We start from the raw sequence: 24,252 nt of genomic DNA, 5'->3' as shown, positions 1-24,252 counted from the left end.
TGATAGATATCAAAAGTTAAGGTAACTTAGCAGAGCAAACAAACGCCGACGACTATCGTTAAATGCTCTGCGACCATGCAAAAATCTAGAATTATCAATCATTACTAAATCACCCGCTTGCCACTGGATCTCTTCAGTTAAGCTGTACATGACTTTCTCAATTTTCTCTATAACTACATCAGGGATTAACGAACCATCTTCAAAAGTTAGTGCTGATTCTAATTCCAAATTTGCACAGCCTTTCAGGTTACTATTACCTGTGATAATGTCGTTGACAAAGGCATTTTGATTACTATATTTTGTTTGAATCACAGCTGAACAAATATATTCTGTATATATAGACTCCTCCTCGTCGATTTGGTATTTTACACTATTAAAACCATCTAACACTTGTTTGGCATCAGATATAGTAGCATCTGATCCCAAAAAATGCTTCCATTTATCAGCAGGAAATTTATGAACAAACTTGATTTTTTTAGAAATAAATAACTCTTTTAACTCTTCACTGAATTTCTGCCAGACTTGAATACCATCCCAGAACAAAGTTTCGCCCCCTTGTGCTGCTGGTATGGTGCAGCAAAACCAAACAGCATCAGGTGAAAAGGGAGAACTACCGTTTTCACGATGAGGGAGAATTTCATGCATTCCTATATCTACTGAACTGACAAACCCGTTTGGATCAACCAGAGGTTTATCATCATCTCGCGTAAATCTAGAACTAAATTGTTCTGCAAATACTTGCATCAATTCATGAGTTACCTCAAACCCTCGAAACAGAATAATCCCAGATGACTTGAACATCTCCTGAATTTTCGCAACAGAGAGGTTAAGAATCTCTTTGCATTCATTGCTATAGATAATTTTTTTGGTGCTGGTTTCTAGTGAATCGATTTGAATTGTCATAGTTGTACTGCAAAACTGCTAAAACTTAATGATTAAAAATAGTGTGCATTTATTATGTTCATTGTATTGATTTATCAACAATGGGAAATTCTATACCAAGTTCTTCTACTGATTTTATGCTCAGATAATTCAAGAAGTATGGCTTAATTGTGTTATTTTCTAGATAATATCCATCTTCATTATTGTTTCCTTTATAGATAAAAATTAGATTATGGTAAAAGTGCATAGCAACAATATGCTGATCAAAATAAGAGGAAGAGTAACCTGGTCTCAAAATTTCCTGATAATTCAAGCAATCAACCAGTTTTTTAAAAAAATTCATCGTGGTTTTAGGGTCATTTAGCTCTAAGCTACCACCAACTCTTGGCCAATTTTCTAAAACACCTCTGCTGCCAGTATTTAATCGTTTTTCTTCAAGATTTGGTATATAAGAAGTCAATGTATCTTCCACTGCGTATATACCACTATTTTTGAGTGCAGAAAAAAGTATATTAAATGATTTTATTACATGTTCATTAACATGACTACCATCATCAATGATAATGTCTAATTCTCCAGTCTCTGCTACAACTTTATTTAAAAAATCTTCGTCATCTTGACTACCCTGAAATATTCTTATGCGATGTTCTTCAAGATAAGTTTTATCTACAATATCTATACCATAAATCATACTATTAGGAAAATATGACTTCCACATTCTTAAAGATTCCCCACCAGATTTGCGGTCGTCATAACCGCCTACACCAATTTCAAGAATCTTCAGTTTTTTGAGTCTTAACGGAGCAAAATGCCTTGCATAATGTTGAGCATACCAATGAGAATTCCATTTATCAGTACCATAAAAAGTCGCCAATTTCATTAAGTTATTGCGGTAGACGAATGGCACAACTTGACGCTGTAATTTTTTGAAGAAGTTTTCTTGATTACTGTTTAGGTTCATTGTTATTACTCCTCTAAAAATTATCTGTAGGAAAAGTTGATTCCTATACTTTGTTTGGCAAATGGCGATGAAAAGCCTCGATTGCTCGAACCACTCCATTTTCTGCTTGGATCTTTCGCCCCATTGCAGATGCACGGGCTTGCATTGACTGATCATTAGTGGCTAGTCGAATCGCATCTGCTAACCGCTGGGCAGATAATTGGTGTGGCAAAATCGGCTTTGGGCCTAGACCTAACTCTGCTACACGATGCGCCCAAAAAAATCGGTCATCTCCGCTGGGTATGGTTATAGAAGGGACACCCGATCGCACGCCATAAGCTAATGTACCAGCACCTCCATGATGCACAAGTGCTGCCATTTGCGGGAATAGCCAATCAAATGGCACCCATTCGGAAAGTTTAAAGACTTTATCTGATAAATCAAAATCCTCACTGAGGCTGTTTTCGCCAGTAAGTTCTCCTGGTACTTGTAAGATACACCTTTGACCTGTCTGAGCGATCGCTGACAAGACCAATTTCAGTTCCTCTTCTGTTAAACCACGACCAGCAACGTACACTGGCGGCGACCCAATTGCAATAAAATCTACTAGGTCTATAGGTGGCTGCCAACTTTCCGGACAATCCATAAACCAGTAGCCAGTAACGTGCAACCAATCAGGCCAATCAGACGGTTTAGGTAGTAAAGATGGGCTGTAGCCATAAAGAAAAGGTACTTTTTGCTGGTGTAGACGATGAACTGGGCTTAACCACCAAGCGGTAGGAGTTAATTTTAGGACTTCCTGTCGCCACCGGTTTATTGGCTGTCTAACAGATCGCCATAAGAGTTGATCGAATAAGAAATAGGTTAGCCTGTTGTAGATTCCACCTAAACGCAATTCAATTGGTGCAGCAGGGTGAGGAAAAGCCTGTGTTGGACTAATCGGTGGGATACAGGCTGCATAGCAAGGTACACCCAGTTTTTCTATGGTGTCATAACCCAGCAATGAAAATTGACTCAAGATAATTGCCTCTGCTCCCTGGCAAAGATCGAGGAGTTTAAACAGGTAGCTATCTTCTAGAGGTTGCAAAACACTCCTAATATTATTAAAGATGTAAAAGGGGTTGGGATGGAACCATTTCCAGAATGGCTTTGTGGAAAATTCTTCTGCATGTAGATCCATGCAAACACATTCCAGACCCCATCGGCTGATAAATTCCTGACGAGCCTGATTAGTAAAAACAACTAGCTTTACTACATGTCCTGCTTGTTGCAATCCCAGTCCTAAAGCAACATAAGGTTGAAGATCGCCAAGGGAACCACCTGTAACAATAGTGATACGCATATTTCTAAATAATCTTTATCTCTTGGTGCGAAGTTGTTTTTGGCGATTTATCACCTCTTTTTGCTTCCCAGCGCGATCGCGAACTTGCTTGATTTCTAGCTGTGCGTCTTTTCCCTCATTTAAATATTTCGCCAACGAATCTATAGTTGGATGCTCAAGCAGTTCAATAATTGATAAGTCTTGCTCCAACAGTTCCTTAAGTTGGCTATGAACTTGAGCAATTAATAACGAATGACCACCTATGTCAAAAAAGTTGTCATGAATACCCACCTTTTCTAGGTGAAGTACCTCTTGCCAAACAGCAGCAATTGTTTGTTCCACCTCAGTAGTGGGTGGTAAATAAGTAACTTTCAACTCTGGTCGAAACTTTTCCACGACCAAGAGGGATTTCCTATCTATTTTACCATTAGAGGTTAATGGCAATGCATCAAGTTGTAAATAAACTGAGGGAACCATGTACTCAGGTAGCTTTTGTTTGAGAAATTGACTCAGTTCGCTGATGGAAGTCGATAATGCCCTCAAAACAATGTATGCAACTAAACGTTGGTTGCCTGAGGCATCTTCATGCACCACAACTACAGACTCTTGTACACCCGGATGCTTTAAAAGAGCCGCCTCAATTTCTCCTAGTTCAATGCGGAAACCTCGAAGCTTGACTTGGTTATCAATCCGTCCCAGAAACTCAAGAGTCCCATCACAACGATAACGAGCCAGGTCGCCTGTTTTGTACAAACGCTCCCCTGGTTTGTTGCTGAAGGAGTTGGGAATAAACTTTTCGGCTGTCAGTTCCGGCAGGTTCAGATAACCTCGTGCCATTCCTTGGCCGCCAATGTGCAATTCACCCACAAGGCCGATTGGCACTGGTTGCAAGTGTCGATCTAACACGTAAAGCTGGGTGTTGGCAATTGGACGACCAATGGCAATTGAGCCTGACTGCTCCTTGTCATTTACCTGGTGAATGCAGCAGCCAACTACAGTTTCGGTTGGCCCGTATTCATTCACTAGTATCGTATCAGGAGCAAACTTCTGCCAGAAAGCAATGTTCTGTGCCAACAGGTTTTCGCCCCCGATGATGAAAGCTCGCGTCCGACCTGCTGCTTCTTGAGGAGAGAACTGCTGACCAAGCAACTCCAAGTGAGCAGGTGTAAGTTTGACCAAGCTTAAATTAGAGCTTTCCCTCAGAGCAGTGTAAAGCGTCTCGATGCCTTGGTTTTCTGGCAGCAACTTGACCTGACAACCCACTAGTAAGGGTGAAAATAGACTCGTAATTGTGAGGTCAAATCCTAAAGGTGAGTGAACTAGCGTCCCTGTTCCTTGCTCAACTGTGTAAGCTTGCGTACACCAACTTAGGTAGTTAACTACCCCTCGGTGGGGAATCAATGTTCCCTTGGGCTTGCCAGTGGAGCCAGAGGTGTAGATGACATAGGCCAAGTTTTCAGGGGTTGTTTGACTGACCGGGTTGGCTATATTTTCCTGGGCTATGTCTTCCCAATTAGTATCTAGGCAAATGACTTTGGTTCCATTTGTGGGTAAGCTAGCTGCTAGACGCTGCTGGGTCAACAGTATCGGTACATTACTATCTGCTATGATGTAGGCTTGTCGTTCCAGTGGATAGGTTGCTTCAATCGGCACGTAGGCTCCACCGGCTTTGAGAATTCCCAACACTGCAACCATCATCAGTGGCGTTAGCGAAGCGGCTTCGGAGGAGCTTCGCTCTATACAAATCCCCACCAGTACATCTGGCCCAACTCCCAGTCGCTGTAGGTAGTGCGCGAGTTGATTTGCTCTGGCGTTGAGCGAAGTATAGCTTAGTTGCTCCTTCCCAAATATCACGGCGATGTTATCTGGGGTTCGCTCTACTTGTTGTTGTAACAGATGGTGGATACACTTGTCATTTGGGTAAGTGGTTTTTGTATTGTTGAACTCAATCAGCAATTGCTGCCTCTGGCGATCGCTCAGAATCTCTAAGCAACTAATTACTGCTTGAGGATTGTTGGCGACGCTTTCTAACAAAGTCTGAAATTGCTCCGCCAAATATTTGATATCCTCAGTTGGGAATAGATTGGAATCATAGTGAAATTCGTAACCCAAAGAATCTTCCTGACACAGACAAGAGAGTTTTACTTTAAATCTGTCAATATATGCGGACTGCTGATAAATAGAAAGTGATAAATTGTTGTCTACAGAATACTTTGGTTGTCTGTGTTCAAACTCGAAACAAAAGGGGAAGAAGGAAGTAGCTTCCGCAGTCTGTTCTGGGGTAAAATACTCCTGCCATTCAGCATTCTGACGGCTAAATTCGTTAACTTGCTGCAAAATCTCGCTAAATGTCCGGTTTTCTTCGAGATGACAAACAAGCGGTAAATATTTTGCAAATAGCCCGAAAGCTGACTCTAACCCCTCATAGTTTCGACCGTCACAGGCAGTACCAATCAGAATTTTTGGCTGTTGTGTGAGTCGCCAGAGCAAAATTGCCAAGCAAGTTAGTAAAACGACTTCTGTAGTAGTTTCATACTTCTGGGCGATCGCTTTAATCTCTGCTGCTAACTGATCAGCGATCGCACCGACGACAAACTGAGGCGAGAATCCTGGTTCGACCGGAGGCTGATTCTCGCTTGTGAGCTTTAAAGTAAAAAGATCAGCAAAATCTAGCTGACACCAATACTCTCTTCCGGCTTTTGTCTCCTCTGACTCAAGTAAGTCATTGAGAATTTCGGATACATCAGCATACTGTATCGGTTCATCAAATAGCTGTTCGCCATGCAAGCAAGCTGCGTATGAAACACTGATTTCATGTACTAAATTTTTCAGCGTTTCTGCATCCGCATAGACAGCAGGCAAACTGATTAGCAACGTATGTCTATCATCGGACAATTCAACCAAGTCCAGATGCAAAAGTGAACCTTGCTCAAAATTGCCAGGTAGCTGACTTACTTCCTGAAAAAGTGCCTGAATTTTAACTTCTTGTGCTTGCGGAGTCAGACCCCTAAAATTATGCTCATGAATTGATGGAAATATGCGATCGCGATCGTTACCAACAGTTCCCACAGGTAGCGGATCACTAATAATTTGCAGGGGGATATCCATACCCGGCAAACAACGAAAAGTAGTACGCAAAATTTCATGTCGGTTTAAGACATTCTCTAAAGCCCTCTCGAAAATTTTTCTGTTGAAATTTCCCTCAATTTGGATAGCACACTGAGCACGATAAGGTAGCGTTGCCTCTCCTTGCTGTAACAACCATAGATGCTTCTGCTGTGGTGAAAGTCGAAAACCTCTGATAACTTTCTTTTGCATATCTCTAGCCTGTATTTTTTGCCCTAAATGGCTCTATGACTATAGGGTTCAGCCATTCCCACCACAATTTTTCGACAACCGACAAATGGTGCACGTCCATGAGCCACTAGCATATTATCTAGCATTAAAATATCTCCCTCCTGCCACGGGAAAGTCACCGTTTCTTGTTGATAGCAAGAGCGAATCTCGTCTAACACAGAAGATTCAATGGTCGAGCCATCACCATAATAAGTATTTTGGGGAAGGTCTGACTCTCGAAACTCTGCTAAAAGAGACTCACGCATTGTTGATTCTAAGCTGGATATGTGAAAAAAAGCAGCGTGATTAAACCAGAGCATTTCATTAGTTTTTGGATGCTTTTTAACAGCCTGTCGAACTTGTTTTGTTCTCAAGCAATTACCGTCTTTCCATTCAGTCTCAATGCCATTTTTGCGACAGTATTCTTCGACTTCTAGCTTGTTCGTAGTTTGAAAAACCGTTTGCCAGGGAAGGCCAAATCCGTTGCCAAAATTGCGAACATACATCACCTGCTTTTGGATAAATAATTCTCTAATTTTTGGGTTGATGTGTTGAAAAACTTTTCTCACGTCGGCAATTGGTGTTTCTCCTCCCTGCTGCGGCGCTGTGATGCAGAAAAAGAAGATTTTTAAAGGCCATGTATGCTGGTAAGAATTTTCATTGTGTAGGAAGATACTTTGATTCGCAGGGTAATCAGTTGACGTATAAATATTACCATTTACGTGACTGCGAGGCGAGGAACGTTCTTGATACTTTAGTAACTCTCCCGATATAGATCCGATAAACTCCTCAAACTCAGCCACTCCATTTACCTTGAAGTTCCGAAAAAGTATTCCTCCATATTTCAGCAATTCTGTTTCGATAAAAGACCAATTGCGTGTAGCCCAAACTGCCAGATTGACTCCTTCAACAGTAGGCTGGACTATTAAAGGCAAAAACTTTTCAATATGAAGAAATTCTGTTTTGATTAATCCTTCTTGGGACAAACTCATAGCATGCCGTTTTAGGCTTGGCAACTTTTTGATCTCAAACTTGTCGGTTGGATATTTTTTCATAATTACTGACTGCTGGGAATTAATACTATAATTAATTAGCTGGTAACTCTTTGACCTCAAACTTTTGAGATTCAATTTTTCTCTAATACCAACTCTTCTTCAATCGCTTTCCGCTTCACATTCTTAAATTTTTGAAGACCAGCTTGTTTGATTTCTCGTTCTTTGGCAATTTGTTTTTCTCTGTCTGCTGCAACTAAAATTTCTTTGAGGGCATTCAACCTGATCTTGGGTTTAACTACAACGGTACGTAAAAGTGTTTTAAAATGTGACAATAACTGTGTGATAGTAACAGCCTCAAACAAATCTGTGCTGTACTCCATCCAACCCATCAAACCTTGCTCTGTCTCCGTCAGATTCAGCAGCAAGTCATACTTTGCAGTTTGACTATCAACCTCCGTGACACTCGCAGTTAAACCCGAAAGCGCTAAAGGCGGCATGGGTACATTTTGCAGCACAAGCTTGACTTGAAATAGGGGTGTACTACTTAAAGTCCGTTGTGGGTTCAATGCCTCCACTAACTTGTCAAAGGGCATCTCCTGATGTGTGTAAGCCCCTATAGTTACCTGGCGCACTCGCTCTAATAACTCCTCAAAAGTGGGGTTCCCAGACAGGTTAATATGTAATACCAGTTGGTTGACAAAAAACCCGATCAGTGGTTCAGTCTTCGCTTGATTACGGTTTGCAATATCTGTACCGACCACAATTTCTTCCTGATCTGTGTACCAATGCAGCAGCATTTTAAAGCTTGCTAGCAATGTCATAAATAGCGTCACTTCCTGCTGCTGACTCAGCACCTTGAGAGCATCCGTCAACGACTTAGACAGCACTAAAGATTGTCGTCTACCTTGGAAAGTTTGAACTGCTGGTCGGGGATGGTCAGTGGGCAGTTGTAGTATCGGGAGATTGTTCAGTTGTTTTTTCCAGTAAGTTAGTTGTGACTCTAATACTTCCCCTTCTAACCACTGACGTTGCCAGATTGTATAATCTGCATACTGAATGGGCAACTCAGGTAAAGGCGTGGGCTGTCCGTTAGAATAAACTTCATAGAGTATTGTCAGTTCCCGAAAGAGGACTCCCATAGACCAGCCGTCACAGACAATATGGTGCATTGTCAACAACATCATATGTTCTTGTTCACCGCACTGTAGAAGAGTCACTCGTAGCAATGATCCCTGAGTCAAATCAAAAGGCTGCCGAGCCTCCTGAGTAGCTAGCCAATGTACCTCGGCTGCACGGTGAATTTCAGGAAGATCCCGCAGATTTACCACAGGCAAGGTTAAGGTGAAATCTGAGCAAATTACTTGCATTGGCTTCCTCTCTACAGTAGTAAACGCCGTTCGTAAGGCTTCATGTCGTCGGACGATTTCATTGAAGCTTTGCTCTAGCGCTGTTACATTGAGTACACCTTGGAAGTGGATGACAACAGAAATGTTATAGAAAGGGTTGCCTGGTTGCAATTGGTCAAGAAACCACAGTCGCTGTTGGGCAAAAGATAGAGGGTGAAAGTCTGTGGGTTTTCGGATTTGGGTAAGGGTTACTGACGGTAAACAAGCTGCCGTTGTCAGTTTGGCCAGTATCTTTGTCGCTAGTTGAGTGATGTGAATACCTTCAAAAAAGTCTGCTATGGGTACGCTAACTTCCAGATCATCCTCAATCCTGTTTTTTAACTCAATGACTCTTAAAGAATCGAGTCCTAAGGAGGTTAGTGGCTGTTGAAGGTTGATTTCATGCAGTGGAATTGCAAGTACCCGTGCTATCTGTTCTTGAAGATAAGACTCTAACAGTGGCTGTTGCTTGTGTGGAGTGAGGGCTAAAAGAGCTTCACGCTGTAACCTATTTTCGTTTCCATCAATATTAATAGTTTTCTGAATGCTACTACCAACGACTTCTAGTTTGCTTCCCAGAAAGTCGGCTTTTGTGGCACGACGTTGAATCTTACCACTAGAGGTTTTGGAAATAGTGCCTGGTTTAATCAGCACCACTGCGTATAGTTGTATCTCATGCTCCTCAGCCACAGCTTGACGAATTGCTGCAATGACTTCTTCAATATTTGGTTTGGCGCGAAACTCCAACTCTTGTACCACAATTAAGCGTTCTTCATTCTCTGCCTCAATTGAGAAAGCTGCATTACTACCTGAACGCAATGATGAATGGCTACGTTCCACAGTCAACTCTAAGTCTTGCGGATAAAGGTTGCGACCACGGATAATGATTAAATCTTTGGCTCGACCTGTGATAAATAGTTCTCCGTTGTCCAAAAAACCTAAGTCACCTGTGCGTAAAAATAGCTTAGAATCTGGGCCTTCGAGGGAGGCGTGGAATGTTTGCTCTGTCTCCTGAGGACGATTCCAATAACCTTGACCAATACTGGGCCCTGATACCCAGATTTCGCCCACTTCGTCGGGTTGACAACGCTTAAAAGTTTCTGGGTGTGCAATGACAATTTGCTGTTGTGGAACACTTTGACCACAACTGACAAAGGTCTGGATATCGTCACTAGTGGCTGCTTCAATGACTTGATGCTTCTCCAATGCAGATTTTGCAACTGTTTTGCAAGGAGGTAAAGCTTTCTTGATCCCACCGGAAACCATCAGAGTTGCTTCTGCCATACCATAACAAGGATAGAACCCTTCTGGACGAAAGCCACACTCAGCAAAAGTTGCTGAAAATCGCTCTAGAGTTTCTATTCTGATGGGTTCAGCACCATTAAAGGCGACCCTCCAACTACTTAAGTCAAGAGTAGACCTTTGCTCAGGAGTAATTCTCTGAATACACAACTCATAGGCAAAGTTGGGGCCACCACTAGTTGTGCCACGATAGTGAGAAATTGCCTGCAACCATCGATATGGACGTTGTAAAAATGAGGTAGGAGACATCAAGACGCAAGGAAACCCTCCATATAAGGGTTGCAGTATTCCACCAATCAGCCCCATGTCATGGTAAACAGGTAGCCAAGAGACAAACTGACTCTCAGGCGAATGTTCCATGATTTGATAAGTCACGGCAGCATTATGTAGCAGGTTGCCATGACTAAGCATGACACCTTTAGGGGTGCCTGTAGAACCAGATGTATATTGCAGAAACGCTAGTATCTGCGCGTCAATTGCAGGTTGTTGCCAAGAATCTTCTATGCCTTGTGCTAGGTTGTCAGTAGTCAGCCAACGTAAATTTCCCTGGTGTGTGTGTTTTGTCAGTAAAGACTTTACGTTAGGGAGGAGCGCTGTTGTCGTTAAAATAATTGCTGCTTGTGCATCTGCGATAATTGCCTGAATTCTGGGCGTATTACGTTGATTGCGCGGCGGGTAAGCCGGAACTGCCACAACTCCAGCATATAGGCAACCGAAAAATGCTGTTAAGTAATCCAGTCCCGCAGGATAGAGCAATATAGCACGTTCCCCACTTAAACCAAGGGCTTGGAGTTGAGATGCTATAGCCCGACTGCGACGATCCAACTCATAGTAAGTTAGCGTTGATTCCTGAGTTTCTCCATCTTCGAGAAAGGTGAACGCTTGTATGTGCGGCTGTGTGGAACTGCGATCGCGCAAAAGATCAACGACTGTCGCACACTGATGGGAAATTTGTAGAAATCTATTGAGAATTGAAGACATTTTCCGCCTCAAGCAATTCAGATGCACGTAAACAATGGTGGAATCAGGGAAGTGAAATCAGAGCAGGGGGGAGAACGCCATTGATAAATCTAGGCGGCTCAGTAAAAAGACATTAAGAAAGCTTGTTGCAAGCAATCTTGGTTCAAATCTTTTTCCTTTTTCCATAAATAAAGTTAGTTGCTCTGTGACCATCTACGGAGAGTTTTCTCTCCCAGCCTTCCCAACCGACCCAGCTTCAAGTGCCCTCCTTTTCGGTCACTCACGTAAATCTTGGCTCAGGTATATTGAGAGTTATTTTTAATTAGCACTAGCACTATATAGCAACTTTGCTGCCTTTAGCAACTTTATATTAATAGAGAATACTTATCAATAATAGTTAATATAATAACTGCAACTATTCGATAAAATTCTTTGTGTATATGGTGAGCAGAAATGAAGGTGTATGATAAAAGCTTTCTTAATACTGCCATTTTACCCAAAATATTACATAATTTAATCACTCAGTATTAAGCTATAAACCTCTAATTTATCAAGAAAATTCCCAAAAATTAATCTAACTCGATCGCTCTGCTTTTAGCCTAGTCTAGTTTATACACTCAGGTACAAGATATCAGAATATCGACTTGACACTATAAATGTTAGTATTAATTATTACTTAATATAGGCAGTAGTATGTTTGAATTTTTTTTTCGATTGTGTAAATTATTATTTGTTTTTATTTCATTAAGCTTGCTTTTTTAATGCAAATAGATTTCAATACTCTTGAAATGCTAGTATTTGTCAACTATATATTGAGTGGTGTAACGGAGTCAGAAAACAATAATGAAGTCTAAACAGTTTGTTCTTGGTCTATTGCTGATAGGTGCGCTCGTGGTGTTGGTGACAGAACCTACTAAAAGTGAGGAAATATCATCACTTAGAGTTCATAAGAGTACAGTGTCCACCGACGCTAAGGAAGACTTTACTCAACAAACACGCCTGATTATCAAAGGACAGACTGTTGATGCAATCCGACAAATTCGGCAAGTAAGTCAGATAGAGAATCCAGCCAAGAGTACTCAATAGTTGTTGGTGCAGTCGCCAACACAATAAACAGCGCCTTCTGAAGAAATCGTGCAAGTTTAGGATTATCGGATTCAGTAACCGTGCAGTTTTGATCACCTTGATTTCTGCTGCTTAATCTGCTGTTATTTTTGCTTAAGTAGTCTCTACCATGTCCGCGAAAAAGCTCCGTCATCTGACCTTTATTCTGCATCGCATCCTGGGTTTTGCGATCGGATTGATTGCCATCCTACTTAGCTTAACTGGGAGCCTTATCGTCTTCCAAGGTGAAATCAACGAGTTTCAATTGCATCAGCAGTTTGATGCTATCCTACCCCAAGGCGATGCCTACGGCAACCTGAAGCAGGAACGCTTATCGCTGGAAGTCGTTCTGGATATTGTCAAAACTGCCTATGCCAATCTGCCAGAAATGGCATTGCAAAGGGTTTCTTTCCCAACTAAACCGGATGATTTCTTTAGTGTCGTCATCTCAATTCCGGGCAACGATTGGGTACAAGTCTATGTCAACCCTTATACGGGGGCAATTTTGGGCAACAGTCTGCATCCCAATGCAGTACAGCACTTTCTCCAGATTGTTTATGAACTCCACACGTCGTTAAAATTGGGCGATCTGGGTTTACAGATTCTCGGTGTTGTGGGTTTGGTGATGTGCATCGTTGTGATCACGGGAATTATCCTGTGGCCAGGTTGGCGCAAGCTGATGGCAGGTTTCAAAATTAAGTGGGATGCCCACCCCAAGCGGCTTAACTTCGATCTACACAAGGTATCTGGTATTACTACCGCCATATTTTTACTGTTCACATTTTTCACTGGATTTGCCTGGAATTTGGGCTATGTTGACCCTCTAATTCGCGCCATTACCTTCAGTCCTTCGCTGCCTGAACTTGTCTCTGTGCCGTTAGCAGGTCAATCTCCTCTACCTTTGAGCCAGCAGATGAAAACGGCTCAACTTGCCCTACCTGACGGAGCATTGCGGAGCATTGACTTAACTACAGATCCGAAAGCGCCTCTGCGATTGCGGATGAAGCTGCCCCAAGAGCGGGAGGAATACGGCAAGAGCAATGTCTATCTGGATCAATACGGTGGTCAGGTTTTACGAGTTGATAATTCGTTAAAGGCATCGTTAGGCGATAAGATTCTCAATTCCTTCGAGCCACTGCACTACGGCACTTTCGGCGGCTTACCCACCCGCATTCTCTATGTCTTCGTTGGTCTGGCTCCGTTAATTCTATTTATTACTGGCTTTGTGATGTGGTGGTATCGCAAACCCAAGCAGAAAGATGATTATTCTCATAAACAGAGTTATATAAAATAATTCTCAAATAATCGGCTTTGTTTTAAGAAGTACTTTTCGGTGTGTGGAGTATGAAACTGTTGCGATCGCTGTTTATTTCCTGTTTTTTTATTGCTGTGATTATACAACCAACTCAGGCAAAGGAAGTAACTGAAATTTCTCGTGTACAGGAACTAAACCGTTCCGCAAGAACAGTCAAAGAATGGTTAGCTCAGATAGAACAACAGAACCCCCCTGACCAAGGAGGGAAACAGGAGAGTCAAGTTGTACAAGTTACCTCAGTGAAGGCAAATCCCACCGATAAAGGTGTGGAGGTGATTTTACAAACTTCCATTGGGCAACAATTGCAAGTAGTGAATCGCAGTTCGGGCGATAACTTTATTGCTGACATTCCCAATGCTCAATTGCGTTTACCCAATGGTGACGCTTTTACATTTCGCTCTACTAAACCAATTGCAGGTGTTAGCGAAATAACGGTAACGAACTTTGATGCTCAGACTATCCGGGTGAGTGTGACGGGTGAGGCGGGTGCACCCATTGTTGAGTTGTTTGACAGTCCAGATGAGGGTATTATCTTCTCTGTGGCTAGTTCTGCATCTTCTGCACAACAGCCGCAGCAACAGCCTCAAACGCAAAACCCCACCCCTCCGGGACAGAGTGAGGGGTCACAACAGACACAGCCTAGTCTTCCATCAACAGAGGGTGATGAACCGATTGAACTGGTGGTGACGGGTGAGCAAGATGGATATACTGTGCCAGATGCAAGTACTGCAACTAAAACTGATACACCTTTACGTGATATTCCCCAGTCGATTCAGGTGATTCCCCAACAGGTGATCAGGGATCAAGGAATCACACGAATTACCGATGCGACTCGCAACGTTTCAGGCACAACGATCGCATCTGGCTACGGCAACCTGATCGGAGATGTCCGTGTTCGTGGCTTCTCTAGTGGTTTCTTAAGAGATGGATTTGCCACTCAGCCTTTCTTCGTCGATGGCGGCAATATTGAACAAGTAGAGGTGCTAAAGGGGCCTGCTTCCGTGCTATACGGGGCATTAGAGCCAGGTGGAATCGTGAATTATGTCACCAAGAAACCCTTGAGCACTCCTTTCTATGCAGTAGATTTAACTGCCGGAAGCTACGATTTTTACAAAAGTACGATCGATTTGACTGGGCCCCTTAGCAATGACAAACGATTGCTGTACCGCTTGAATGTTTCCTATGAAAACTCCGGTAGCTACCGAGATTTCATTGACAATGATATCGTTTTTATCGCTCCCGTTGTCACCTATCAGGTTAGCGACTCAACCGACATCACCTTAGCCTATGAATATCTAAACGCGAAACTAGGGTTTGATCGCGGCTTCCAACCTGTCTCTGCTTTTTTAAAAGTGCCCATAAATCTGAATATCGGCGAACCTGATGATTTTCAAGACAACGAGGAGCATCGCCTCAATTTAACGCTGAATCATCGGTTTAATCAGAATCTACGCCTGAGAAGCGGCTTTCTCTACCTCTCTGAGAAGTACAACAGTCTTGTAACTCAACCTGGAGAACTGGCCGCAGACGGTCGCACGTTAACAGATCGATCGTACTTTGGCGGTGCGACTGACGTTGACAACTATGCGTTGCAAACGGATTTGATTGGTGACTTCAAAACCGGTTCGATCGCCCATCAAGTGCTGTTGGGGTTGGAATGGCGCAAAAGGTATCAGGCTGATCAGGGTATCGGTGGGGTTTATGAAGGGTCATTCGATATTTTAAATCCAGCCTATGGCTTACCACGCATAGCAAATCCCAATAGTTTCTTCGAGCAAACTACTACCACCACCGGCATCTACCTACAAGATCAGGTGACATTGCTCCCAAATCTCAAATTACTAGCAGGCGGTAGATATGATTTTGTCGAATACGGTAGTGGCGACGGTCAATCCGCACCGACTGAATTTTATGATAGTGCTTTTTCACCCCGCGTTGGTATTGTCTATCAACCGATTGAACCGATTTCGCTCTATGCCAGCTACAGTAGTTCCTTTGTTCCCAATAATTCTAGAACTATCAGTGGACAACTGCTAGAGCCTTCGCGCGGGATTCAGTATGAAGTAGGCATTAAAGCTGAACTTTTTGATAAACGATTGTCAGCCACGCTTGCAGCATATGACATCAGCAAAACCAACATTCCGACTACAGACCTTGAGAATACCACTGATAATCAGGAATACTTTATCGCAGTTGGAGAAGTGAAAAGCCGAGGGATTGAATTGGATATTGCAGGGGAAATTTCATCAGGCTGGAGAGTTATTGCTTCTGGCTACTTAAATGATGCGTTTGTGAGCAAAGATAACCGTCTTCCCGAAGGTCGCCGCTTGACAAATGCACCAACTCAGGGAGCGAGTTTGTGGACAACCTATGAATTTCCAAAGGGTGACTTGAGAGGGTTGGGAATTGGGGCAGGGATGTTTTTTGTAGGCGATCGCATTGCCAACATTGACGATCCATTAACCCTTCCCTCTTATGTCAGAACCGACGCTTCTATCTCTTATAAACGTGATAATTGGCGGGCTGCACTCAACTTTAAAAACATCTTCAATGTCAAATATTACGAATCAAACGACTACCTCACCTTCCCCCAAGCACCATTTACTTTACAAGGAACCATTTCTGTAGAGTTTTGACCCAACCCTAACGCTCTCCTTATAAAGCCACAGTGTACATACAAGCCTTTTCTAAGGGGGGATTAAGGGGGTAAAAATCCAACTTAGGAGCTGCGATCGTGAATAATATGAGAATGAAATAAACGTTTGTAACGAAATAAACGTTTGTACAGTAAGCTTTTTAACCTTTTTGAACTGGATAGTTATTTCCGCCTTGCTGCACTAGTGGTCTGTCCCATTAATTCTCATAGGTGAATCAAATTTCAATTTCTCTTCTTTTCTTCTTTTTTCTCTGTGAGACGCTACACGTAGCTTGCTTCCCCGCAGAGGTACGTGCTCTTTGCGTCCAACTCTTAGAGACGCACTCGCGTTCGCGGTTCGTTCTTTTATCGCTCAAATTTAATGAGATAGACCACTAGTAGTCTGTCAAGCTAGTAATGAAAAGTTTGTAGGAAGTGCAAAGCGTGCTTAGAAAATCAAGGACTAAAGTCCTTACTACCAACTTCTTTACGCCTCAATTTAAAGCTGACAGACTACTAGTAGAAGAGTTCCTGTCTTAGAACTATCAAAGAAGCTTTGAAATTAACTGATAGCTAATCACCGCAAATTTATAATCTAAAATTGATACAAGTGCGTACTCTCATTATCATCTGGCTTAGTCAAATAGTTTCCATCATTGGTAGTGGCATGACCGGATTTGCTTTCAGTATCTGGGTGTGGGAACTGACGGGTCAAGCTACGTCTTTAGCTTTGTTTGGTTTCTTTGGACAAGTGCCGCAAATTTTAATTATTCCTATAGCTGGGGTGATTGTAGATCGCTGGAACCGTAAATACTTAATGATGGTTGGTGACACGGTGAGCGGGCTGTTGACCATAACTGTATTACTGCTTTACATAACTCATAATTTGCAATTATGGCATTTATACTTGGCTGTAGGTGTCAAGGGGACTTTTCAGCAATTACAAGAACTAGCATTCGTGGCATCAGTATCCATAATGGTGCCAAAGCAGCAGTACAGTCGTGCTAGCAGCATCAGCTTTCTGGCAACTTCCAGTTCTATTATCATCACACCAGCATTGGCAGGTGCCCTCTACCTAGTCATTGGTCTTGTTGGCATCTTAATTATCGATATCATTACTTTTGCGATCGCTTTACTCACACTGCTGCTAGTACATATCCCACAACCTACTATTACAAAACTGGGTATGCACAGTAACACAAACCTGAAGGAGGATCTCTACTTTGGCTGGCGCTATGTTGCCCTACGCCCTAGCCTACTTGCTATGCTAATATTAATGTTGTTGTTCTCCTTTGCCTATCAATTTAGCGGTTCGCTTGCTACTCCCTTAATTCTGGCACGCACTGGTAATGATACTAAAGTATTAGGTGCTGTATTTTCAGCAGAAGGGTTGGGCGGCATTATTGGGGCTTTGATTATGGTCACTTGGGGTAGTTCCAAGCAGCGAATACATGGAGTACTGCTGGGTATGGTAGGTGCTGGTTTGAGCCAAACAGTGTTTGGTCTTGGGATAACACCGTTGATTTGGATTCCTGCCCAATTGTGTTCATCTCTCAATTTCCCAATAATGGGAAGTGCTAATGACGCTATATGGCTGAATAAGGTAAAACCTGAGATCCAGGGGCGTGTTTTTGCGATGCGCTCTATGGTGATGTCAGTAAGTTCGGCTTTAGCAAACTTAATAGCTGGACCATTAGCTGATCGTGTTTTTGTACCTGCAATGAAGCCTGATGGTACTCTTGCCCCCATGTTGGGTTGGATATTTGGCACTAAAGGTGGTGCAGGCATAGCACTCCTGTATGTCATTTCTTCGCTATGCATGTTAGTTGTTGGCTTAGGTGGATATGCCTTTAGTGTGTTGCGTAACGTAGAAAAAATTCTGCCAGACCATGATGCCAGTACAGAGTAGTCAGTGGTGGGGTGTAACATAAACTTAAAATCTTTGCTCCCAGAAGTGAACATGATGAGGCAAGATTCTCTAAGTAATAGCCGTTTTTGCTGTGTTGTCTCTAGAGCTAATGGTGAAGACCCTATTGGCTCAACTTCCAAAAAGCGGGGTCTAAGCTTTTGTCAAAACAATTCAAAATTCAAAATTATTAATTCAAAATTGCAATCAGTGGGGGCTTGAAACCTGCCACTGATTGTAGACCACTGATTTAAAAAATCAGTATTGGCTCTGACTTGAAGGATAATTAATTCAAAATTTTTATTTATTCTTAGAGACCATTTATAAAGTAAATCTTTAGACAGCTAAACGACGTAACATAATCCCTGTCATCACAGCATAGATAGCAGCCTCGCTCATTTCAGGAAGTCGTTGATAATCCTTGCTAAGACGATACTGGTTGAAGCATCCGAAAGTTCGTTTTACAACCCAACGCTTAGGCAAGACCTCAAACTCAGATCCTAAACGATGCATTACTTCAACGCGAGCTTGAATCATCAGCCAGACAGAAAGTGCAAACCGATCACCGTCATAGCCTGCATCAACCCACATCACCTCAACTTGTTCCAAAATCTCTGGACGTTCTTCCAACAGTTCCATTAGTGCATAGGTGGCACAATCGTTGGCACTAGCATAACCGGATTTACTTTCACTATCTGGGTATGGTATCTGACGGGTCAGGCTACGTCTTTAGCGTTGTTTGGGTTCTTTGGACAAGTGCCACAAATTTTAATTATTCCCATCGCTGGGGTGATTGTAGATCGCTGGAACCGTAAATACTTAATGATGGTTGGTGACACAGTAAGCGGGCTATTGACCATAACAGTCTTACTACTTTACATAACTCATAATTTGCAATTATGGCATTTATACTTAGCTGTAGGTGTCAAAGGGACTTTTCAACAATTTCAAACACAAGCATTCTCAGCCTCAGTATCAATGATGGTGCCAAAGCAGCAGTATAGTCGCGCTAGCAGCATCAGCTTTCTGGCAACTTCTAGTTCTATTATCATCGCACCAGCATTGGCAGGTGTCCTCTATGTAGTCATTGGTATTGTTGGCATCTTAATTATTGATATCATTACTTTTGCGATCGCTTTACTCACATTGTGGCTAGTACGTATCCCACAACCTACGATTACAAAAGCGGGTACGCGTGATAGCACAAACCTGAAGCAGGATCTCTATTTTGGCTGGCGCTATGTTGCCGTACGCCCAGGACTATATATTGACGCTGGTGTAAATGTCATTCAACCCAATGGGTTGAGTCATATCTAGCACCCGCATTGTGCCGCAGCGCTCTTGAATCAAAGGTTTTATCTTTTTCGCGTACCACTTGCACGATCGCATCAATATCAATGCTGTTGTCTTGATTGACCTCTGCTTCACTAACTGGTTCAGCAACAATCTCTTCCCACTCTAAATCTAGCCTGTCGCAAATCTGGACAAACAGATTGCAGTCAACAGGTTTACCTCTAAAGAATTTTCCGATCGGCTGGCGAGTTACTTCTAAATTTTCAGCTAATGGCTTTTGAGTTAAGGAACAGCAAATTAAAGCTCTTTTGGCTTTTTGGATACCTTCTGGACAACAGGAAAGCGATCGCCCTGACATCAGCTAACCACTACACTTTTGCTGATTCTAACTGCCAATTTGGCAATTCATCCCCATCGCATACACAAGTTATTCATATCACAAGCCTGTATTTAAGCCTACAACAAGCACTCGCCTGTAAAGTAGGGATGTAGTGATTCAAACGATTTGGCAGTGGGTCAATGTTATCCAAGAAATTTCCTTCAAGAGATGAAGTGCTGGCTGTCGTAACGCTGATTATGGTGATTGGTTCTCTCACTCTTGCAGTTATCGACGAGACAAGTCGTCCTCCATTTCTAGATTTCACAAAATTTGCTGTCGGTACATATATTGGATTGTTGATACCTTGGTCTAGGTCAAACGATGTCTACGACGGGCTATTCGGCGTCGCAATTAGCCAATGACAAATTCTGTCTTGGCCACTATAGCAATGCTAAATCATTCGTAAGAGATAAGATCCTCCACTTCTTTGAAAAGTCAGGGATCTGTAACTTTCAATTCTCACAAATCAAATAAGAATGTTTTCTTCTCAGACAACAAAAAGAAATAACTAAAAGCCTCCAGATGAGTTTCATTTTTCTCCGAAGACAGCAAAATTTTTTCATCCAACAAGAAAAATTTACTCAACCTATTGTTAATTTTTGTAAATTTGATGTCTTCAAGACTAGAAACCTGATATTTAGATAGCTAAACTAACAAACAGTGCATCTGTACTGTTAATTATTAAAAGTAGATGTGGCGCTATAGCGTGAATGATCCCAGTACAACTTATCCTCAAAAACTTTCTTAGTTACCGTGATGCAACTTTAGATTTTCGTGGTTTGCATACGGCTTGTATTTCGGGTTCCAATGGTGCGGGTAAATCTTCACTTTTGGAAGCAATCACTTGGGCAATTTGGGGTGAAAGCCGCGCCACTGCTGAAGATGATGTGATCTATTCTGGGGCGAAAGAAGTTCGAGTTGATTTTACTTTCAAAAGCAACCAGCAAAAATATCGGGTGATTCGTACCCGAATTCGGGGAGGTACTAGCGTTCTTGAATTTCAAATAGAAATACCATCTGGGTTTCGCTCACTCACTGGCAAAGGGGTAAGAGCAACCCAAGATTTGATTTTAGAACATATCAAGCTCGATTACGATACATTTATTAATTCTGCCTACTTACGTCAAGGCCGTGCAGATGAGTTCATGCTCAAACGCCCCACGGAACGCAAAGAAATTTTAGCGGAGTTGTTAAAACTCAATCAGTATGATGATTTGGAAGAACGGGCAAAGGAATCTTCTCGTCAGTTAAAAGCAAGGGCAGTAGAGCTAGAGCGTTCTTTAGAGTCGATCAAAATTCAGTTGCAACAACGCGAGACAACCCAAGCGCAAAGAGTCGAGTTAGAAGCCGAACTCAACCAACTGCAACAGGTACAAGCTTTTGATAATATTCAATTACAAAGTTTGCAAGTTGTCCAGCACCAGCGCCAAAATTGGGAACAACAACTCAGCTTTGTAAAGCAGCAATACCAAAATCTTACCCAAGATTGCGATCGCCTCCAACAAGAACAATCAGCTATTGGCTCTCAGCTATCAGATTTAGAAAAAATATTACACCAAGAAGCTGAAATTAAAGCTGGATACGCCCAATATCAAAGTCTACAATCTCAAGAAGAAGCCTTTGCTACCAAATTTGAAGAATATACCCGCGCTGGGCAGACTCGCCAACAAAAGCAACAACAGCTTACCAAACAAATTCACGAAATCGAACGGCAACTGCAACAAGCCCAAGCCCAAATCGAAGCTTTGCAGCAACAAGAGCGAGAAATTCAGCAAACTCTGACTAAATCAGGTGAAGTAGAAGCTGCTTTGTCACAACTAGCCGCAGCCCGTCACCATGTTGCTCGCCTAGATCAACTGCAAATGCAAGTTACTCCCTTGTTGCAACAACGAGCAACTTTACAAAGCCAACTCGATCGCACTCATGCTGGTTTAGTAGCGCGACTCGAACAACTCCAAAGTACTGAGAACCAATTACAACGCCAGCACCGCCGCCAACCGCAACTACAACAAGCGGTGATGGATGTAGCAATCCAGATTGAGGAACTGGAGAAAAAGCGGGTTTATTTGCAACGAGTCCAAGAAAAAGGGCAAGAAAGGCGTCACTTTATCGAACGTCTGCAAGCTCATCAACGCGACTATGAAAAACTCCTGGGAGAATTAGAGCAAAAATTGCAAATGCTCCAAAATCCTGAAGCACTTTGTCCATTATGTGAGCGTCCCCTAAATGAACATCACTGGAGTCGTGTGGTGGAAAAAACTCAGGCTGAGATAGAGGATACTCAAGGGCAGTTTTGGGTAGTGCGGGAACAAATGGCTGTGTCAGACAGAGAAATTCAGGTACTTAGGCAGGAATATCGGGAAATTTCCCAACAATTAGCGAGTTACGATGGTTTACGCGAACAACGGGGACAGTTGGCAGCACAGTTAGAAGCTACAACTGATGTGCAACAACAGTTACAACAAATTGCTGCCGAAAAACAACATTTAGAGCGATCGCTCCAAGCTGGTGATTACGCTCCTGATAAACAAGCCGAACTACGGCAGCTAGACCAATATCTGCAACAAGTTAATTATAATGAACAAGACCACTCCCTCGCCCGGAGCGAAGTTGAGCGGTGGCGATGGGCAGAAATTAAACTCCAGCAGATTAAAGATGCGACTAAGCGACAAGCGCAACTATTAGCCCGAAAACCAGAACTTCAGTCCCAAATTGCTCAATTACAAGCCAAAATCCAGCAGGATCAGACTGATTCTGAATGTGCTAAACAAATCGCGGCTCTTGAGCGTCACATTGCCGAAATTGGCTATAGTTCCGAGCAGCACAACAATCTGCGGATGGCTGTACGCCAAGCTCAATCTTGGCATTTGCGGTATCAACAACTGCTATCAGCCCAGCAGCAGTATCCCCAACTCCAGACGAGATTGCAAGAGTTAGAGGAATCCAGAAGCGCCAGAATAACGGAGCGGCAAAAACTCGGCGGACAAATCGAAAGTATTATCCAGCAACTACAAGCCACAGCTAACCCATCTGCCCAAATTCCAGATCTAGAGCAGCAGCTAGCAATACGCAGACGGCAACTTGATGAGCAAATAGCCAAGTTGGGGCGTTTAGAACAGCTGGCGCATCAACTGGAAACGCTGCAAATTCAGTACGAACAACAGCAGCAGCAACTACAATCTTGCAAGCAAGAATATCGTATTTATCAGGAATTAGCGCAAGCTTTTGGTAAAAATGGTATCCAAGCACTGATGATTGAAAATGTGTTGCCGCAACTGGAAGCCGAGACAAATCAATTACTTTCGCGGCTGAGTGGTAACCAGTTTCATGTACAATTTATTACTCAAAAAGCTGGACGTAGTGCTAAATCAACCAAGAAAAATGCCAAGCTGATAGACACCCTAGATATTTTAATCGCCGATTCAAGAGGAACGCGAGCTTATGAAACTTACTCTGGTGGGGAAGCCTTTAGAATTAACTTTGCCATCCGTTTAGCCTTGGCAAAATTATTAGCGCAACGGGCGGGGGCGGCGTTGCAATTGTTGATTGTGGATGAGGGTTTTGGCACACAGGACGCTGAAGGATGCGATCGCTTGATTGCAGCGATTAATGCGATCGCTTCCGATTTCGCTTGCATCCTCACTGTTACTCACATGCCCCACCTCAAAGAAGCTTTCCAAGCCAGGATTGAAGTGAATAAAACTCAGGAAGGTTCGCAGTTGAGTTTGTCAATTTAATTACAAATTACGAACTTGTACTGAGCGACTTGCCCTGAGCGTAGTCAAAGTAAGTCGAAGGGAGCCGAAGTATTACGAATTACGAATTAGTTAATTGTATTTTACCCGTGCATCCAGACCATAAGAGCGGAGCATTTTTGATAGCGTTTCTGCTTGTGCGCGATCGCTAAATGCCCCAGCATTCACATAATCACCTAGATGGGATTGCTCCGTGACAGCATTAGGTATATATTGTTGCACTTTACTCAGAGTATCATTATTGGAAATTGGCACTATTACTCTGTAGGGATTATTAGCAACTAATGTGTTGCCATTGGTAACAGGCACTACGTTATTAGTAGGAGGTAAATAGCGATTATTTTGAGGTGCTACATAGTCATTAGTCTCAGCGAATACATAACCATTAGCCTCAGCAGAATTCCCCACATTCGAGCTATTCAACCCTAATGCTTCCCAAGTTTGCCAATCTACATTTCCAGTAGAATTAAGTCGAGAAGATTGCTGGAATGCAATCACAGATTCTCTGGTGTAATCGTTGAAAAAGCCATCAGGATTAGTATTAGAGAAACCCAACTGCGACAAACGCTCTTGAACTAATCTGACATTTTCTCCTTGATCGCCTACAGTCAGATAATTTCTGCTTGGTTGTTGAGTAGTATATCCACCAGTGGAGGCTCTACGCACTGACTCCAAAAGTTGGGCATTGGCGATGCCATCAACAGGTAGGCGATAACTTCGCTGGAATGCAATTACAGCATCTCT

At 42.7% G+C, this 24,252-nt stretch carries 14 protein-coding genes and 2 pseudogenes; 7 read left to right on the top strand and 9 right to left on the bottom strand.

Translation table 11 applies throughout. The features are described 5' to 3' along the window. Nucleotides 1–9: 9 nt before the first annotated feature. The 6 genes and pseudogenes from ACFFAP_RS00165 to ACFFAP_RS00140 form a co-directional block, all read right to left on the bottom strand. Nucleotides 10–903, bottom strand: coding sequence for a TauD/TfdA dioxygenase family protein (locus ACFFAP_RS00165; RefSeq protein ID WP_375509319.1), 894 nt, complete (start codon nt 901–903; stop codon nt 10–12). A gap of 58 nt (nt 904–961) precedes the next feature. Continuing rightward, nucleotides 962–1,843, bottom strand: a complete 882-nt coding sequence (locus ACFFAP_RS00160) for a hypothetical protein (RefSeq protein ID WP_375509318.1) — start codon at nt 1,841–1,843, stop codon at nt 962–964. A 43-nt stretch (nt 1,844–1,886) separates the two neighbouring features. Next, nucleotides 1,887–3,164 (bottom strand): glycosyltransferase, encoded by a 1,278-nt coding sequence (locus ACFFAP_RS00155; RefSeq protein WP_375509317.1) that lies wholly within the window; start codon nt 3,162–3,164, stop codon nt 1,887–1,889. 15 nt (nt 3,165–3,179) lie between these two features. After that, nucleotides 3,180–6,461 (bottom strand): amino acid adenylation domain-containing protein, encoded by a 3,282-nt coding sequence (locus ACFFAP_RS00150; protein WP_375509316.1) that lies wholly within the window; start codon nt 6,459–6,461, stop codon nt 3,180–3,182. A 23-nt stretch (nt 6,462–6,484) separates the two neighbouring features. Next, nucleotides 6,485–7,534, bottom strand: coding sequence for a TauD/TfdA family dioxygenase (locus ACFFAP_RS00145; RefSeq protein WP_375509315.1), 1,050 nt, complete (start codon nt 7,532–7,534; stop codon nt 6,485–6,487). A gap of 203 nt (nt 7,535–7,737) precedes the next feature. Beyond that, nucleotides 7,738–11,142 (bottom strand): annotated as a pseudogene (locus tag ACFFAP_RS00140) (condensation domain-containing protein); the annotation flags it as partial. Nucleotides 11,143–11,964: 822 nt separating this feature from the next. On the opposite strand from ACFFAP_RS00140, the gene ACFFAP_RS00135 reads away from it, so the two are divergent. From ACFFAP_RS00135 to ACFFAP_RS00120, 4 genes are all read left to right on the top strand, one after another. Further along, on the top strand, nt 11,965–12,207 hold the full coding sequence (locus tag ACFFAP_RS00135) for a hypothetical protein (protein WP_375509314.1): 243 nt from the start codon (nt 11,965–11,967) through the stop codon (nt 12,205–12,207). 148 nt (nt 12,208–12,355) lie between these two features. Continuing rightward, nucleotides 12,356–13,519, top strand: coding sequence for a PepSY-associated TM helix domain-containing protein (locus ACFFAP_RS00130; RefSeq protein WP_375509313.1), 1,164 nt, complete (start codon nt 12,356–12,358; stop codon nt 13,517–13,519). Between the two features lie 50 nt (nt 13,520–13,569). Continuing rightward, complete coding sequence (locus ACFFAP_RS00125) at nt 13,570–16,176, top strand: TonB-dependent siderophore receptor (protein ID WP_375509312.1); 2,607 nt, start codon at nt 13,570–13,572, stop codon at nt 16,174–16,176. Between the two features lie 609 nt (nt 16,177–16,785). After that, nucleotides 16,786–18,084 carry an MFS transporter gene (locus ACFFAP_RS00120; RefSeq protein ID WP_375509311.1) on the top strand — a complete coding sequence of 433 codons (1,299 nt, stop codon included), beginning with the start codon at nt 16,786–16,788 and terminating at the stop codon, nt 18,082–18,084. Between the two features lie 333 nt (nt 18,085–18,417). Here ACFFAP_RS00120 and ACFFAP_RS00115 read toward each other — a convergent pair. After that, nucleotides 18,418–18,735: pseudogene (locus tag ACFFAP_RS00115) on the bottom strand (transposase); the annotation flags it as partial. On the opposite strand from ACFFAP_RS00115, the gene ACFFAP_RS00110 reads away from it, so the two are divergent. After that, nucleotides 18,727–19,398, top strand: coding sequence for an MFS transporter (locus ACFFAP_RS00110; RefSeq protein ID WP_375509361.1), 672 nt, complete (start codon nt 18,727–18,729; stop codon nt 19,396–19,398). The pseudogene ACFFAP_RS00115 and the gene ACFFAP_RS00110 sit on opposite strands and share 9 nt — an antisense overlap. Here ACFFAP_RS00110 and ACFFAP_RS00105 read toward each other — a convergent pair. Then, nucleotides 19,367–19,732, bottom strand: a complete 366-nt coding sequence (locus ACFFAP_RS00105) for a hypothetical protein (protein WP_375509310.1) — start codon at nt 19,730–19,732, stop codon at nt 19,367–19,369. The genes ACFFAP_RS00110 and ACFFAP_RS00105 overlap by 32 nt on opposite strands. A gap of 161 nt (nt 19,733–19,893) precedes the next feature. Here ACFFAP_RS00105 and ACFFAP_RS00100 point away from each other — a divergent pair, with 161 nt between their 5' ends. Together ACFFAP_RS00100 and sbcC are read left to right on the top strand one after the other, a co-directional pair. Continuing rightward, nucleotides 19,894–20,115 (top strand): hypothetical protein, encoded by a 222-nt coding sequence (locus tag ACFFAP_RS00100; RefSeq protein ID WP_375509309.1) that lies wholly within the window; start codon nt 19,894–19,896, stop codon nt 20,113–20,115. Nucleotides 20,116–20,463: 348 nt separating this feature from the next. Then, complete coding sequence (gene sbcC / locus ACFFAP_RS00095) at nt 20,464–23,490, top strand: exonuclease subunit SbcC (protein ID WP_375509308.1); 3,027 nt, start codon at nt 20,464–20,466, stop codon at nt 23,488–23,490. A 90-nt stretch (nt 23,491–23,580) separates the two neighbouring features. Here sbcC and ACFFAP_RS00090 read toward each other — a convergent pair. Next, the coding region (locus ACFFAP_RS00090) for a peptidoglycan-binding protein (protein WP_375509307.1) at nt 23,581–24,252 on the bottom strand (672 nt) is incomplete at its 5' end.

Source organism: uncultured Nostoc sp., from assembly GCF_964245575.1.
Taxonomy (GTDB): Bacteria; Cyanobacteriota; Cyanobacteriia; order Cyanobacteriales; family Nostocaceae; genus Nostoc.
This window is presented reverse-complemented; position numbering and strand designations above follow the sequence as displayed.